This is a genomic window from Pandoraea sp. NPDC087047 (genome assembly GCF_044745225.1).
GTDB lineage: Bacteria > Pseudomonadota > Gammaproteobacteria > Burkholderiales > Burkholderiaceae > Pandoraea.
On the sequence record NZ_JBIUZU010000001.1, the window covers coordinates 477261 to 492597 of the forward strand.

15 protein-coding genes are annotated in these 15337 nt (G+C 62.9%); 2 read left to right on the forward strand and 13 right to left on the reverse strand.

All coding sequences use genetic code 11. The features are described 5' to 3' along the window. Positions 1 to 25 precede the first annotated feature (25 nt). Positions 26 to 778: a sulfite exporter TauE/SafE family protein gene (locus ACIPHM_RS02015; RefSeq protein ID WP_400324022.1), complete on the reverse strand. Its 753-nt coding sequence runs from the start codon at positions 776 to 778 to the stop codon at positions 26 to 28. Between the two features lie 359 nt (positions 779 to 1137). Here ACIPHM_RS02015 and ACIPHM_RS02020 point away from each other — a divergent pair, with 359 nt between their 5' ends. Then, a complete protein-coding gene (locus tag ACIPHM_RS02020) occupies positions 1138 to 4491 on the forward strand; it encodes an ATP-binding protein (protein ID WP_400324025.1) in 3354 nt (1117 codons plus the stop codon). Between the two features lie 156 nt (positions 4492 to 4647). After that, the gene (locus tag ACIPHM_RS02025) at positions 4648 to 5346 is read left to right on the forward strand and encodes a response regulator (protein ID WP_400324028.1); all 699 of its coding nucleotides are present in this window, start codon (positions 4648 to 4650) and stop codon (positions 5344 to 5346) included. A 43-nt stretch (positions 5347 to 5389) separates the two neighbouring features. Here ACIPHM_RS02025 and ACIPHM_RS02030 read toward each other — a convergent pair whose 3' ends face one another. From ACIPHM_RS02030 to ACIPHM_RS02085, 12 genes are all read right to left on the reverse strand, one after another. Further along, positions 5390 to 5848, reverse strand: a complete 459-nt coding sequence (locus tag ACIPHM_RS02030) for a hypothetical protein (RefSeq protein WP_400324031.1) — start codon at positions 5846 to 5848, stop codon at positions 5390 to 5392. 55 nt (positions 5849 to 5903) lie between these two features. Next, the gene (locus ACIPHM_RS02035; RefSeq protein WP_400324034.1) at positions 5904 to 7244 is read right to left on the reverse strand and encodes a FliI/YscN family ATPase; all 1341 of its coding nucleotides are present in this window, start codon (positions 7242 to 7244) and stop codon (positions 5904 to 5906) included. 53 nt (positions 7245 to 7297) lie between these two features. Continuing rightward, positions 7298 to 9331, reverse strand: coding sequence for an FHIPEP family type III secretion protein (locus ACIPHM_RS02040; RefSeq protein ID WP_400324037.1), 2034 nt, complete (start codon positions 9329 to 9331; stop codon positions 7298 to 7300). 70 nt (positions 9332 to 9401) lie between these two features. After that, the gene (locus ACIPHM_RS02045) at positions 9402 to 10151 is read right to left on the reverse strand and encodes a flagellar biosynthesis protein FlhB (protein ID WP_400324039.1); all 750 of its coding nucleotides are present in this window, start codon (positions 10149 to 10151) and stop codon (positions 9402 to 9404) included. Beyond that, a complete protein-coding gene (locus tag ACIPHM_RS02050) occupies positions 10144 to 10935 on the reverse strand; it encodes an EscT/YscT/HrcT family type III secretion system export apparatus protein (protein ID WP_400324041.1) in 792 nt (263 codons plus the stop codon). Before ACIPHM_RS02050 ends, ACIPHM_RS02045 begins: the two co-directional genes overlap by 8 nt. A gap of 4 nt (positions 10936 to 10939) precedes the next feature. After that, entirely contained in the window at positions 10940 to 11227 is a 288-nt protein-coding gene (locus ACIPHM_RS02055) for an EscS/YscS/HrcS family type III secretion system export apparatus protein (RefSeq protein ID WP_400324044.1), read from the reverse strand. Further along, positions 11224 to 11865, reverse strand: coding sequence for a type III secretion system export apparatus subunit SctR (gene sctR / locus ACIPHM_RS02060; protein ID WP_400324047.1), 642 nt, complete (start codon positions 11863 to 11865; stop codon positions 11224 to 11226). The genes ACIPHM_RS02055 and sctR overlap by 4 nt, the downstream gene beginning before the upstream one ends. Next, entirely contained in the window at positions 11862 to 12797 is a 936-nt protein-coding gene (locus ACIPHM_RS02065) for a FliM/FliN family flagellar motor C-terminal domain-containing protein (RefSeq protein ID WP_400324050.1), read from the reverse strand. Before ACIPHM_RS02065 ends, sctR begins: the two co-directional genes overlap by 4 nt. A gap of 80 nt (positions 12798 to 12877) precedes the next feature. After that, on the reverse strand, positions 12878 to 13513 hold the full coding sequence (locus ACIPHM_RS02070; RefSeq protein WP_400324052.1) for a hypothetical protein: 636 nt from the start codon (positions 13511 to 13513) through the stop codon (positions 12878 to 12880). Next, a complete protein-coding gene (locus tag ACIPHM_RS02075; RefSeq protein ID WP_400324055.1) occupies positions 13492 to 14160 on the reverse strand; it encodes a hypothetical protein in 669 nt (222 codons plus the stop codon). Before ACIPHM_RS02075 ends, ACIPHM_RS02070 begins: the two co-directional genes overlap by 22 nt. Next, the gene (gene sctJ, locus ACIPHM_RS02080) at positions 14153 to 14932 is read right to left on the reverse strand and encodes a type III secretion system inner membrane ring lipoprotein SctJ (RefSeq protein WP_400324058.1); all 780 of its coding nucleotides are present in this window, start codon (positions 14930 to 14932) and stop codon (positions 14153 to 14155) included. Before sctJ ends, ACIPHM_RS02075 begins: the two co-directional genes overlap by 8 nt. 61 nt (positions 14933 to 14993) lie before the next feature. Next, on the reverse strand, positions 14994 to 15335 hold the full coding sequence (locus ACIPHM_RS02085) for a hypothetical protein (protein WP_400324061.1): 342 nt from the start codon (positions 15333 to 15335) through the stop codon (positions 14994 to 14996). Between the last annotated feature and the right edge of the window lie 2 nt (positions 15336 to 15337).

Consider the following 15337-nt stretch of genomic DNA (forward strand, 5'->3'; position numbering starts at 1 on the left):
TGTCCGGCCCCAACGATTTTTCGGCTCACCGCCACGCCGCGCTAAGCATCACGCCACCGGAAACGACGAGCATCGTATCGAGCAGACGCTGAAAGACTGCCGGCGTGATGCCCAACACGAAGCGCTTGCCCAGCAGCGTGCCAAGCATCAGCGTCATGCCGACGATCAGCCCGTTCGCCCATGCTTCGGGCGGTAACGCTCCGAGGCCCGAGAACATCAGCACCTTCGCCACGTAGATGAAGACGGAACTGGCCGATTCCGCCCCGAGAAACGCGCCGCCCGACAGCCCGTAAGCCGCGAACGCCGGCACGCTTAGCGGGCCGGTCGACAGCACGATCCCCGTCAGGAAGCCGATCACCGCGCCCACGACCGCCAGTTGCCAGAGCGATAACCGCCATTCACGGCGTTTCAGGTAATGCCGTGTCGGCACCATTGCGATGAAAAACACGCCCAGCGCAATGTCCACGACCGTCGAGGGCAGACTCCACAACGTCTTCGCGCCAAGCGCCGCCGCCGGGGCCCCCGGCACGGAATACGCGGCCACCGCGCGCCAGTCGATCTCGCGCCACCACGCCACCACTTTCGACACATTGCCGAAGACGGCCGCGACCGCCATGATCGGCACGGCCTCCTTCGGGCCGTAGGTATAGACAAGCACCGGGAGCAGCATCATCGACGAGCCGGTACCGACCACGCCACTTACCGCCCCCGCCGCCGTACCTACGATGGCGATCATCACCATGCCCCACGCGTGTCCCGCCAGGAAAGCTGCCAACATCCGTGCCTCGTGATTTTTCGTCCGCCCGCGCGACGCCAATGCGCGTGATCCATGGACGCGACATTAAAGCATGAGGCGCACTCACGCCATCGACAAAATAGCCGCCTATCCGTTACAAAAACTCACAATCAAAAGATCCGAAGAAGGGGGATGCCTACTCGCCATACACCTTTCTGCGTAGGAAGCAGGCCGCCTGTCCGACCAAATTTCTATGCTTTTTCCCAAAAACACATCCACCAACCACCTTTGGGCGATCGACCACGTTAGCCTTGTCGGCCTGCTCGCTCAACGCGGGTGCATAACCCCGAATTCCTGCACGCCCGCACGGCGATAACCCACACGATCCAGGAGGATCCTGGATGTCAGACCAACAAGCCGGTACGTACCTCCGGCGCTTCATGCACTTCCAACGCGCGCTGATTTATGGCGGCGGTGCGCTCGTGACGCTCGCCATTCTCGCCGCGCTCACCTTCCACGCCGTCTCCATCGCCGAACGCTACGCGGTACGGGAGCACCAGGACCTCACGGTCGACCTGCGCCGTATTGCGGACGAAACCACGCAGGCGGAAAGTCTCTTGCGTAGTTATGCCGTCAATGGCGAGTTGCTGTTTCAGCGCGACGCGATGGCGACCCACGCGGATGTCGACCGTTTTTTCAAGGACGGGCGCGTGTTCTCGCTGCCCGAATACCCGACCTTGCTGGTCATCGGCATCGACAGGCGGCCCATCAGTCGCGACGAGGTGGCACGCACAATCGCATTTGCGCTGCACATGGCTCCCCTGCTCGATGTGGTCGCGCGTCGGCGCGGTGCGCCGATGTCCGCCTATGCCCTGTCGGCCGACAGGTCGCTTGCCGTGTTGTCCTTGAGCGCGCCGCCCACGCGCGCGGAATTCGACCGCCTCGTCGCCAATCGGCAATCGCTGGGCAAGCGGCTCGCCGATCGGCTGCCCTCAGCGACCGATTGGGACGACACAGGCCCGCAAGCGGTGCCGAACCGACGCCCCGTGCGTTGGCTCGAACCGACGCAAGATCCGCTTAGCGGGGCATCGGTCATCCGTCTGGCGACCGTCATCAACGATCCCAAAGGTGCGCCGTTGTTCGATGTCGTTGTCGACATCCCCACCGAGCTCATCGGCGCAGCGCTGCCCAAAGAACGATTCCCGGGGGCGTTCGCCGTGGTTGCGGCAGGCAATGTGATTACCTCGACAGCGACGCACGCCCTCTCTCGACAAGCCCTCGAGCACGCCCTGCGCGCGCACCCGAGCGAGGCGCCGGAGAGGGGGGCCGCCCTCTGGTCGCATGGCGGGCTGATGTTTCAGGAGCGATACGGCACAACCCGTTGGAGCCTCGTCTACGTCGTGCCATGGCAAACGATCCTCGGCGATCTGGATACGCCCGTGAGCACGACGCTGGGCATCTTACTGGGCATCATCGCGATGATCTGGGCGCTGCTGCTGGCGTTCGATTACCGCGTGTTCCGCCCGACGCTGGCGCGCTCGATTCGTGTGTCGGAAAGCGAACATCTGAGCCGTATGCTCATCGGTACGGCGCCGGTTGGGCTCTCGCTGATCGACACACATACCGCAAAACCTCTGCTTCGAAGCCCGACGATGACCGAGCTCGAAGCCAGGATATCTCCGCTGACCGATGGCATCGCAACGACATTGGTGCAGTGTTACGAGCGTGCCGGGCATCCCTCGACGCCCACGCAGACATCGGCACAGGCAGACATCGTGACCGACGTCCTGACGTTCGAGCGCGCCGGCGCCACACCCTTGAAAGTGGCACTGCGACTCGCCCCCGCGCGCTACCAGAACCGGGACGTCATCGTCGCCACCCTGTCCGACATTACTGCCGAACACGAACTCCAGGTCAAAACCGCCGAAGCGCGTCGCGCGGCTGAAGCGGCGAACGCGGCGAAGTCCGCATTTCTCGCGGCAACCAGCCATGAAATCCGCACACCGTTGCACGCGATCCTCGGCAATCTGGAACTGCTGGCACGCTCGGATCTGGAGGCAACGCAACGCGATCGGTTGAGCACGGTTCAGGCAGCGGGGCGACAACTCACCCGCATCATCGACGACATCCTCGACCTGTCGAAGATCGAAGCTGGCGACATGCAATACGAAAGCATCGCGTTCGATCTCGTCGCGCTCGCCGAGCAGGCCATGACGCTCTTTTTGCCGAATGCGCAGGCCAAATCGATCACGCTGCTGCACACCTTCAACACGACCACTCCCCGATGGTGGATGGGGGACCCCACGCGCATTGCGCAAGTCCTTCGCAACTTGCTATCGAACGCCGTCAAGTTCACCAGCCACAGCCAGATCCTGATGACGCTGGACATTGCACCCGGCGATCATCCGACGAGCCCCTCATTCATCGAGCTGGTCGTCGAGGACACGGGCATCGGCATCGATCCGGCACACCAGGCCGTCATCTTCGACGCGTTCCGGCAAGTGGACGAAACCGTGACACGGCGCTTCGGCGGCACGGGACTCGGGCTCTCGTTGTGCAAACGCCTCGTCGCAGGCATGGGCGGGACGATTTCGGTCGAGAGCACGCTGGGCGTCGGCAGCCGCTTCCGGGTGCGCATTCCAGCCAGCGTGGCGCCGCAAGCCTCCTGCGATTCACGCGCCGGATCGCTCGACGCCAGCGCCGTCGTGCTGGCGGCCTCGCACGCCGAGTGGACCGATCACGCAACGCGTCTGCTCACGCACTGGGGAATGTCGGTCAAGACAAGCGGCCACCCGGCGGACATCGACACCGATGCAATCGGCGAATGCGACGTCGTCGTGCTGTGGGGGGACCGGAACGCATGGACATCGGTCGACGAAGACCGTTTGCTGGAAACCGCCCCCCAAGTCGTGATCGTCACGCCGGACGGCCCGCGCCGCCCTATCAGAACCGGACGTCTGACGTCGATCAGCTGCTATAGCGTCGACGGCCTTTATGCCGCGCTTGGCGGGATCGACGCCCCTTGCACCGACGACTCTCCCGCACTGAGCAACGACGATCGGGTAGCGCTCGGCCTGTCGGTGCTGGTCGTCGAAGACAACCCCGCCAATCGGCAACTGATGGCCGAGCAGTTGCATACGCTGGGCTGTCAGGTCCACACGGTCGACACCGGCGAAGCCGCGCTCGATCAACTCACACAGCTCGCCGGGCGCGCCGACCATGTTTTCGATGTGCTGATCACGGACCTCAACATGCCGGGCATGACCGGACTCGAACTCGCACAAACCCTTCAGAGCCGAGGCATTTCATTGCCGATCCTGCTGATTTCTGCGGGCGTGGCGCCCGATGTGACGGCACGGGCGAAAGCCGCCGGCATCGAGCGAACGTTGGTCAAGCCGGTCAATTTGCGCGAGCTGCTCGAAGCGTTGCAAGACTATGTCCCCGCGCCCCGATCCGCCCTTGCCGCCACCGAATTCGTCTCGTCGGACTCGCTGAAGGAAGTCTTCGTTACATCGGTCGCGCAGGACCTCTCTCGCTTGCGCCAGGCGCATGCCGTAGGCGATATCGATGGCCTGCACGCAGCGCTTCATTCGCTCAAGGGATGTCTCGGCGTGTTCGGCTTCGAAGCGCTGGCGATTCAGGTTCGCCACCTCGAACAACAGCTTGACGATGCCTCTGAGGGCGATCCGCTCCCGTCCCTGCTGCAATGGGCCGATCAGGTCGAGCATCAGATCGTCACGACGGACTCGGGGTGACGCATCCGAGCCGATATTCCCCGTTCTCGCAGCCCGGATCATGGACGTCATGATCCGGTAACCGTCGACATCCGACGCCTCCCAACCCGGCAACGGGGAGCGTCGTACAACCACCAATGACGTTGCCTATCTCGCTTCCGTAGTCATTTCGTTGTCATGAAAAAACTCAATATCATTCTCGCGGATGACCATCCCGCGATCATCTCCGGGCTTCGCACACTTGCCGAACAGTTGCCCGGCGTCGATGTCGTCGGGCACGCGCGCGACTCCACATCGCTGGTCGAGATGCTGCGCCGGCTGCATTGCGACGTCATCGTCACCGACTACGCCATGCCCGGAGGACGCTTCGGCGACGGTCTGTTGCTGCTGGAATTCCTGCAACGCCGCTACCCCGATGTCGTCGTCATCGTCTATACGGCCATCGACAATCCCGCGTTGCTCGACGCCATGCACAAACGCGGCGCGCGCGCGGTATTCAGCAAGATCGAGCCGCCGGAAAAGGTCGCCGCAGCTATCCGAGCCGTCGCGGAAGGCACGCCGCCGTCCGACTCCCGCGCCAAGTCGCCCACGTCGACGGCAAAACATTCCCGCGAACCGGTCGCGTCCGGGTTCGATACGCTGACGAAACTCGAAGCCGAAGTCGTGCGCTTGTATGTCAGCGGTCTGACCATCGATGAAATTGCGGAGCTGCGCCATCGCTCCAAACAGACCATCAGCGCACAAAAGCAAAGCGCCAAACGCAAGCTGAACATCGCCCGCGACATCGACCTCATTCACTACGTCAAGGAAAGCGGCTTTGCCACGCTGAGCGGTGCGACCACAGCACCCGCCCCTTATCCCCCCGATGGCGTGTGACAGCGCAACGTATCGAGTCGCTTCTACGGTCATCGGTCAGCGGTCAGCGGGCTCCCGACAGAAATTCGTCGGCTTCCTCGTCCTCCTGCGCGGTGCGTTGCAGATTGTCGTCGGCGCGACGGCGTCTGGCCGTGAGCGACTCGAGCGCCCCTTGCTTGCCAATCTCACGCACGCACTCGGCTTTGCGGTCTTCCAGATGACGTAACGTCACCGCATGGGCGCGGCACTCGGCGTCGTTCGCCTGAACACGGCCTTCGATCCACACGAGTTTCGCCCGATGCACATCCGCCTGCCGGGACGATGTGCGGCCGACCACGCTCTGCGTGGCAAGCTCGTCGCGCAACACCGTGTAATCGTGCGCCAGTTGCTCGGCCGCTTGCTCGAGATGCACACGGTGTGCCTGCGCCTCAAGCAAGGCGGCGTGGAGCGATTTGAGTTGTCGCTCGGCCCGCTGTCGCCGCAACGCCGCGACCCGTTCGAGCTTTCGCGCGGACGTCATCATGCGCGCTCCCTCGCCCTTTCACCCTTCCCGACCTTCCCACACCGCGCCGTCCCCATCATTGCGTGCGCGGCGAATACTGCGCCACCATGTCGGCCAATCGCTGACGGATGCTCGTTGCGTCCTCCACATCGAGCGTGCCTTGCCGCAAGAACGCAAGCAGCGCGGAGCGGGCGGCGATTGCACTGTCCAGTGCGGCGTCCTGTCCGGCGACGTATTCCCCCAACTGCATCAACAGTTCGGCATCTTCGAACTTGACCAGCCACTCCCGCACGACGCTGGCGACCCGCAGATCCTCCTCCGACGACAATTCGGCCATCAACCGGCTCACGCTCTGCCGCACATCGATCGCCGGGTAATGCCCGGTGCCCGCCAGCTTTTGCGACAGGATGATGTGACCATCCAGCAGCGACCGGACTTCCTCGCCAATCGGATCGGGGATATCGGCGTCTTCAAGCAGTACCGTGTAGAACGCCGTGATGGAGCCCTTGTCGGCCGGCCCCGCCCGTTCCACCAGGGCGGGCAGCGCGGTGAACACCGACGGCGGAAAACCACGCCGGACGGCGGGCTCCCCCGCGGCCAACCCGGTTTCCCGCAGCGCTCGCGCAAAACGTGTGAGCGAATCCATCAGGAGCAGCACGGGCCGGCCCTGGTCGCGGAAATACTCGGCAATCGCGGTGGCGGTATAGGCCGCCTTGATACGCTCCATCGACGGACGATCCGACGTCGCCACGACCACGACCGTGCGCGTGCGCTGTTCGGGCGTCAGTGTCTTGTCGAGAAATTCGCGCACTTCCCGGCCTCGTTCGCCGATCAGGGCAATCACGCTCACGCAATCCTCTGCGCCCTGCGCTATCGAGCTCAACAGCGTACTTTTACCGACCCCGGCCGGTGCGAAAATGCCCACGCGTTGCCCGTGGCCCACGGTCAGCAATCCATCGATGGCCCGGATGCCCGTGTTCAATACCGTGCGGATCAGCGGACGCGACATGGGGTCCGGCGGTGCCACCTGACTCGGGCGTGAATCGAGCCCCGTCAAGGCGTCGCCATCGATCGGCCGGCCAAGCCCGTCGAGCACACGGCCCAGAAGCGCATCGCCCGTCGGGACAAAATGACCTGCGCTCAGTGGCAGCACGTGCGTGCGAGTGCCCAAGCCGTTGACGTCGCCATACAGCGTGACGAGCGCGCCCTGTGGCGTCATGCCCACCACTTCGCCCAACACCCCGGCATGGTTCGAATCGAACAGGCGGCACATTTGCCCGACGCCAAGCGACAGTCCGCACACCTGCACCTGGTTACCCTGAACACTCGTCACGCGTCCCAGATGCCGCTTGCGCAGGTCCACCTGAAACGCCTTGGCAAACGCCGCGTCGAATTTTGCAATATCCCAGTCAATCATGTCCGTCCCTGCCGTTCCTACGGTCGCTGCGGTCATTACCGTTCCCATTAGCATCAGGCGCCGGCGAACCCCGAATCGAGTTCCCACTCACGCACGTCGACGGTGCCCATAATTTCGTGCCTGACCTGGTCCGAGAGCTCCTCCACCGCCAACACCACCATCGATTTCCCGCCGGCTTGCCAGAGCAGGCCTTCCAGCGAACGGCGCAGATCCTGACCGGTAATCACCACGACATCCGGCGTATTGGCGCGCACGCGCTGTACCTCCTCGACAATGCGCCGTCCCAGTTGTTGCTGCTCCTCGACGCTCAGGTCGATGAAGCGGCTGCTTTCCGTGACGACCAGCTTGCGCCGCAACGTCGCTTCGATTTCGGGCGCCAGCACGATGATCGGCAGCCGATGCTCGGCGTCGGCCCACGTGTGGGAGATCTGACTGGCCAACGCCTGCCGGCATGCCGACACCAGACCGTCGATGTCGTTGGGGTGCGCCGACGCGTTGGTCAGCCCCTCGGCAATCGACCTCAAGTTCCGAATATGAATGCCCGCCTTGAGCAGTTCGATGAGTACGGCGCGGAAGACGAACAAATGCACCCGCTCGCCCAGCAGGTTGACGAGCCTCGGATATTCGCGGGCCAGTTCGTCCTGCAGGTAGCTCGCTTCCTGCGTGCCCAGGAAGCGCCAGCGTTGTCGCGCCACCGCTTGCCCGACTTCGTCGACGAGCCGTTGTTCGAGCGCCGTCTTCTTGAAGCGCTCGCCAAGCGACGGCATCGCGGCACGCACTGTCTCGCCCGACTCCGACTCCGGCGCCCCCGTCGCGAGCTGCCCGGAGACGATAGGCACTTCATCGATGTCGACGGCGTAGCCGCCCGCAGGCAAACCCTCGTCGGTGTCCAGGCGAAGTCCGGGGTACGGTACGCCGGACTCCCGGAACTGCTCCTTGAATTCCAGCAGAAGCCGGTTCAGTTCGGTCGGGCTCAAACGGCTTAACAGGTTCGGGGCCAGCCGCACTCGCAAGGGTGGCGGCAAGCCCAGATCCCCGACCGAATGCGTCGGCCCATCGCGGCGTGCCCAGGCATGCGCCACGGCTTGCCCGGCGCGATGCTTCCCGCCCAGCTTGCGCAACACCAGCGCGAACGCGATCAAGGCAGCCCCGAGTCCCAGAAACGCCAGCGTAGGAAAGCCCGGCACCAGCGCAAACCCGAGCGACACCACGCCAGCAGACAGGATCGCCTTCGGTTGTGCGGCGATCTGCGTACCGATATCGGTTCCCACCGCGGAGCGGCTATCGGGCGAGGCGACGCGCGTAATCAGAATCCCCGCCGCAAACGAAATCAGCAACGACGGAATCTGCGAAACCAGGCCGTCACCGACGGTGAGCACCGTATAGAGTCGCGCCGTATCGGCCAGCGGATTTCCGTTCACGACGGTGCCGATGATGATGCCGCCGATCACGTTCACCAGCGCGATCAACAGGCCCGCGATCGCATCGCCCTTGACGAATTTACTGGCACCGTCCATGGCGCCGTAGAACTGACTCGTCTGCTCGAGTTGGCGGCGTCGCTCCACGGCATCCGCCTTGCTGATCAGGCCGGCGCGCAGATCCGCATCGATCGCCATCTGCTTGCCGGGTAGCGCATCGAGCGAAAAGCGTGCACCGACCTCCGCGACACGATCCGCCCCTTTGGCCACCACCACGAACTGAATAATGGCGATGATGATGAACACCACGCAACCGACGACGACATTGCCGCCAACGACCAGTTGACCGAACGTCGTGATGATCTCGCCGGCATAACCGTTGAGCAGGATCTGCCGGGTGGACGCAATGTTCAGGCCGAGACGAAACAGGGTCGTAACGAGCAAAAGCGTCGGAAACGTCGACAGATAAAGCGCATGCGGAACGTACACGCTCATCGTGAGCACGAGCACCGACAATGTCAGGTTCAACGCCAGCGCAACGTCGAGCATCACCACCGGGAGCGGCAGGACGATCAGACACAGCACCCCAAGGACGGCGACGACAGGGATCGTATCGGAATGTTGATTGAACGCCGCGAAGAAGCGACGCCGGAGCTTGTTATTGGACATCCAGTGACTGGCCTTACATGAATATTGTCGGGAAACAAAAAATCGAAAAATGCGGGTGACGATCCCGTCGTCAGCGCAATGCTTCGTGATGCAGGCGCTTGCGCTCGCCCTTGATCATCGGGTCGCCCTCCTGCTCCTTGAATTCGCGCTGCACCTCGTCTTTGCTCATGCGCAAGCTCTTGCGGTGCTCGTACTTCTGGTACAGCACGTCGAGCACTGCAAGCGCGAGCGTGAACAATTGCGCGCCGATGCTCAGCAACAGCAACAGGAAGCCCATGATCGCGAGAGAGTCCAGCAACGGCAGCCCCACCGTGCCCGCAATGTCGCGAGCCGTATGCCGGAGCAGCAGCAAAGCCACCGCCGAGATCACAATGACCTTCGAGATGCCTTTGAAGAGTTCCACGATGGTTCGCATCGAGAACATCGACTTGATCTGGCTGGCCGGATTCAGCTTGTCGAACGCCGGCACGATGGGCTTGATACTGATCAGCCCCTTGGTCTGTATCAGCTCAAGCGCAATGCCGCTGACCATGGCAATCACCGCCGCCCCGATGCTGAACATCAGACCGGTACGGATCACGAGACTGGACCAGTAGATCTGCTGCTCATCGAGCGAGACCGAGGGGTCTGCGATCCAGCTCATCAGTTGGCCCAGCATGGCGCCCGCCATCGCCATGGCGGGCAGGAAGATAGCGGAGAGCACCATGGGCCAGATGCAGCCCGCCAATGCCTGCGTCAGGTCTTTCGATTTGGCGATGCGCCCATCCCGGCGTGCCTGACGCACCCGGTGTTCGGTAGGTTCTTCCGTTTTCTCACTCATCGCGACTCCCCTTCAACACGCGATAGACGATGCCCGTCTGGTCCATCCAGCCGCCAATGGTCGTCTGGAACGTTTCGGTCAACGGTCCGAGCATCGCCACGAAGACGATCATGGCGAATGTGATCTTGATCGCGACGGAATTCGTGAGCACATTCAACTGCGGTGCGCTGCGCCCGATCAATGCCATCGCATAATCCAGCGTGAACAGCACCACCGCGAACGGCGCAACGATCATGAGCGTGGCGCGCCCCATCGAGCGAAAGCCGTCGGTCAATATCGTGACGAGTTGGTCCAGGTCCGGAAATCCGAACCGCCCCATCGGCCATACCTGTTGCGACAGTCCATAGGCGTGCGCCATCATCGCGAGACCGCCCACGCCGACGAACATTACCCAGACGATCTGTTCGAACAGATCGGCGAACAATGTGCTGGAACGCTCTGCCGAGCTCGGATCGAACAGTTGAATGGACTGCAAACCGGCCTGCATGTCGATCAACGCGCCCACCGCACGAGGGACGGCAAACAGCGGCAGAAACAGCGCCCCCACGATCATGCCGATGCCGAACTCGAAGGCCGCGAGCACTGCCACGGTCCCCATGTCCAGATGAGCAATCGAGACACTCGGCGCGAGATTGACGGACGGCAGCGCCAACGCCAGTGCAATGGGCAAGCGCACCATCCATCCCTGCCCGGCCTTCATCAACGGCGGCACCACGATCAATACGCCGTATCCGCGCGCGATCAGCAGCGTGAGCAGGCTGAGCGCATCGAACAACATCGTCATCGCACTACTCGCGGGTGCTGGCGCGGCCGAGCGAGGGAATCTGCTCGAAAGCCCGCTCGAATGCGCCCATCATCTCGGCGCCCATCCAGCGGCCAAGCACGACCAGCACAACGATCACGACGAGGATCTTGACGCCATAGCCAATGGACTGATCCTGAATCTGCGTTACCGCCTGCGCAATGCCCACGAGCAGGCCGACCATGAGCGCAGCCCCCACCACCGGGGCGCTCACCAGCGAGATCGTGAGGACCGCCTGCTGGATGATGTAAGCAATCGATTCCGTTTCCATCATTGATAAGTCAGAATCAACGCCTGCACGAGCCTGGACCATCCATCGGCCATCACGAACAGAATGAGTTTGAGCGGGATCGACACAATGGTCGGCGAGAACATGATCATGCCCATCGCCATCAGCACATTGGCCACGATGAGATCGACCGCGACGAACGCCAGATAGAGCAGGAAGCCGATTTTGAATGCGGCCGTGATCTCCGAAATGGCGAATGCCGGCACCAGAATGAAGAAGTCGTCGGGTTTTGCCTGCGCAGCGAGGCCCGACGGCCAGATGCGTTTGGCGCTATCGAGCAGGCGATCCTGCTCGGCCGGATCGACGTGTTGCTTCATGAAGCGCGTCAATGGCTGCGTTGCGCTTTGCACGACCCATTCGATCCGATCCTGGTTGATCGACTTTCCACGCGACATGTTGTCGCCGATATCGTGCAGCACCGGCGCCATCACGAACGCCGAAACGATCAGCGCCAACGCATTGGTCACGAGCGTGGAGGGCACCTGCTGGACCCCGATCGCGTTCTTGACCAGCGCGAACACGATGGCGATCTTGGTAAACGACGTCACCAGCACACATGCCGCGGGCAGTAACGCCAGCGCGATCGATAGCGTCAGCAGATCGATCGATTGATTCGTAATCACGGGCGCTCGCTCAGATAAACGCTATCGAGACGAATGCCGACCAGCCCGGCGATGTCGGTCAGTTGCCCCGTGGCAACGCGCTGGCCCTGATACATCACGCTCACGCTCAGATCGTCGAAAGCCCTGTCGAGACGCACGCACTCACCCGGCTTCAAATCGGCCAGGGCGCTCAGCGACATCTCGCAGGTTCCCAGTTCCACGTTGAGCGACACGGTCTTCGCCTCAACAATGGAGAGCGCACCCGCGTCGTCCGCGACTACGAAATTCCCATCAACCATCACCATTCCCTTCCTATCAAATCGGACGGCACAACCGGCGTCGAATCCGGTCGGGCACAGCGTCCCCTGCAATGTGAAATCGTCCGCAACGTCCAGCAGCAACACATCGCCTGGCGTCAGCGCCAGGTAGCTGTCCATCGGCACGGAGATCGGCCGAAGCATCATCCGGCAGCGTGTCTTCAATCGCCCGAGCGCGCGTACGCTCTTGGCGCGTGGCGTTGTGTCGGGCGTTCGCCGGGTGCCGGGCAAGGCCCGCACCAGCGATTCGGCTTCGCACCAGCAGTTCAGGTCCAACGACCCGCACCGCACGCGCAGCTTCATCCACCCATCTGGGACCGCTTCGATATTGGCGCGACTCACGGCGATACCTGCGCCGAACGCGGACTCCAGCGCACGGCGAATGCGTTTGCCGCGAAGCTGCCAGAGTTGCGCTTGCTGCATCGCGGTGCTGACTTGCTGCCAGTGTTCCGGCCACGCGAGTCGCCAGCGCGGGTCCGCCAGATAGACGGGAACGTGTTCCCCGCCGATATTGACGGTCAATCGCATGGCCTCGCCGGCGTCGGCGCTTCGCGTGCGCCCGTCCCAGTTCGCCACGATGTGCCGGTCGTCAAGGTGAGCGAGCACGCCCATCAACTCGGCTTCGAGCAGTGACATGGACGGCAGGCGCCGCAGCGTCGGCGTCCGAGCGATATCGGGCGTATGAGCCTGATCCATAAGTTGAGCGAGCGGAGATGTCACGACGCAGGCCCCCGTTCGACGCGGGCCGCTTGCAACGCCTGCGTGCTGCAGGCCGACATCGCGGCAACCGCGGCGTCGGCGTCCATCTCCACGCTGCCCAGCGGCGATTCGATGCGGCAGAATCGATAAGCGACGGCAGAATCTCCGACAACCGGAATCGCACGGGCGTTGCCCAGTTGCTGAAGCAGTTCGTCAATCCGGTCGCGATGGTCCGGATGCACGACCACGCGAACCACCGATTCCTCAGTCACATCCTGATAGGCCGCCTTCACGAACCCATCGACGATCTCGGCGTCCGGCACGGCATCGACGATGCGCGTGAGCGCTAAGCGAACTGCCTGCGAAAAACTGCTCTCGAAACGCGTTACCGTCTGTGCCATGAACTGGTTTGCCTCGAGCAGACGTGCCGCGCATTCGCGATCTGCACGCTGTTCGCCGGCTTCGTAGCCGGCTTTTTCGGCGACCTCGGTCGCCTCGCGCTGCTCCGCACGACGCAGTTCGGCCTCTTCCTCGACAACCCTCACGATCTCGATAGCCTGTTCAAGCTGATCGATCGCCGCGCGCTTGAGCACGCGCGATTCCACCAGGATGTCGCGCCCCTCGCGAGCGCCTATCTCACACTTAAAATACACGCGCCCTCCTTGCTTAAGTAATCGCGCATTTCGACCGACACCAGCGACGCTTCGAGCTCGCTCACGTCGTCAATGGCCAGCACCTCATGAAAACAACCGGGCCGGAAACGCAGCCGAAAACGCTGCGCGACTTCCGGGCTCAGATGCTCGTAAATCGTGCGCAACACCCGGCGATGCAGCACCGCAAGATCGGCGGGCCTGGCGATTTCGCTTCTGCCATGGCTTCCATAATTTCCATGAGCCCGGTGCACCGATCCGTCTCCCTGCCCATCGCGGGGCATGGCGAGCGCGCCGTCCATGACCGCCGTTCCCAGCACCCGCGCATTCCCGCGAGCGATCCGACCGCCCACGTTCTCGCGCAAATATCCCGAGCAGTGCCGTGCAATCCAGCATCGAATCAACTGATGGATATCGCGGGCGTTCAGGAGCGCGACGCGCTCGAACGCGGAGTGCATGACCTCCGCACGCGTGAGCGCCAGGCCATGCGTCGAAATCAGATACTGCGACTGATGATGGATGTCGCGCACCCAGGCGGCCGGCCAGCCCTGCTTGAATTGCGTCAGCCATGCCGGGTGGGCGTAACGCGCCACCTCGACATTGAAAGACCAGATCCGGCGGTCCAGGAACGCGGACAAACCGCTACTCATCGCGCCGCTCCCGAACCCGTCGCCAGAATCGCATCAGGCGCGACTCTCCGGCCTCTCCGAGCAGATTGCGCTCGATACGGGACCACCCGGCCACAATCGCGATACCCGCAAGCACAGCGAGCAGTGCCCACGGCAGGATCACCACCCACAACAAACGCGAGTAGCTCGTCGGCGACACGGCAATGCCCATGGCCTGCGTGTACTCGGTGGACGCCTGAATCGTCGCGCTCGGCGACCACGGGAATAACGACACCGTGACCGACGCGTGATCGAGGCCCTTGACCGCACCGATCACCAGGTTCTTGATCGCCAGCACGTTCTGCTGCATGTTGACCTCGGCGCGGTGCTTGATGAACACCGACGCGGTGGGCACAGAGGCGTACCGTAGCGACGTGCTTTGTTTCGGGATATTCAGATGGACGCGCGCGGTAATCACGCCGTCGATGGCCGCAACGGTGCGGCTCAATTCCTGAGAAATCGCATAGGTTTCGCGCATGTGTTCCTCGACGGGCGTGGAAACCAGGCCCTCCTTCGGGAACAGCTCGCCAATACTCTTGTAGCGCTCACGCGGCAGACCCGCGGAGTTCAGCATCTCCAGCGACAGCGAAACATCGGACGGCGCGACATGCACTCGCCAGCCGTCGGCGCTGCGTTGACTTTTCTGTGCCGCGATGCCCGCGCGCCCCAGAACGGACAGCATTTCGTTCGCATCGCTCTCGCTGATCTGGTCGAACAGGGCGGCTTGCCCACAACCGGCCAGCAACAGTGTCACGACGAGGATCCACCGGCGAAAGAGGCTGCCTTGCGTCTTCCCGCCGGCAGCGGATATTGCGTCAAGCCGCATTGAGCACCGTCCTCAACGACTGATTGAAGCTCGTCACCACGCTCGATATCACCTGGTGGGTGATCGAGTATTCCGTCACGCGCAGTTGAAGCAATGTCAGGCTGGACAGCGAGCCGCCCGTGCGCTGGACATCCTCCACAGTTCTCAGCAGGCTACGCTGGTTGAGCGTGAGATTCTGTTCCACCGAGCGCATGCCGGAGACGACGTCCAACGGACGAGCAGAAGCTGCCGGCTCAAGGGTGATTGGCTCGGCGCCTGACGCCGGCGGCATAGCGTGTGCGCGCCGCATATCCGCAGCGCCTACCGCATCAATTGATTCGATCGATTGCATAT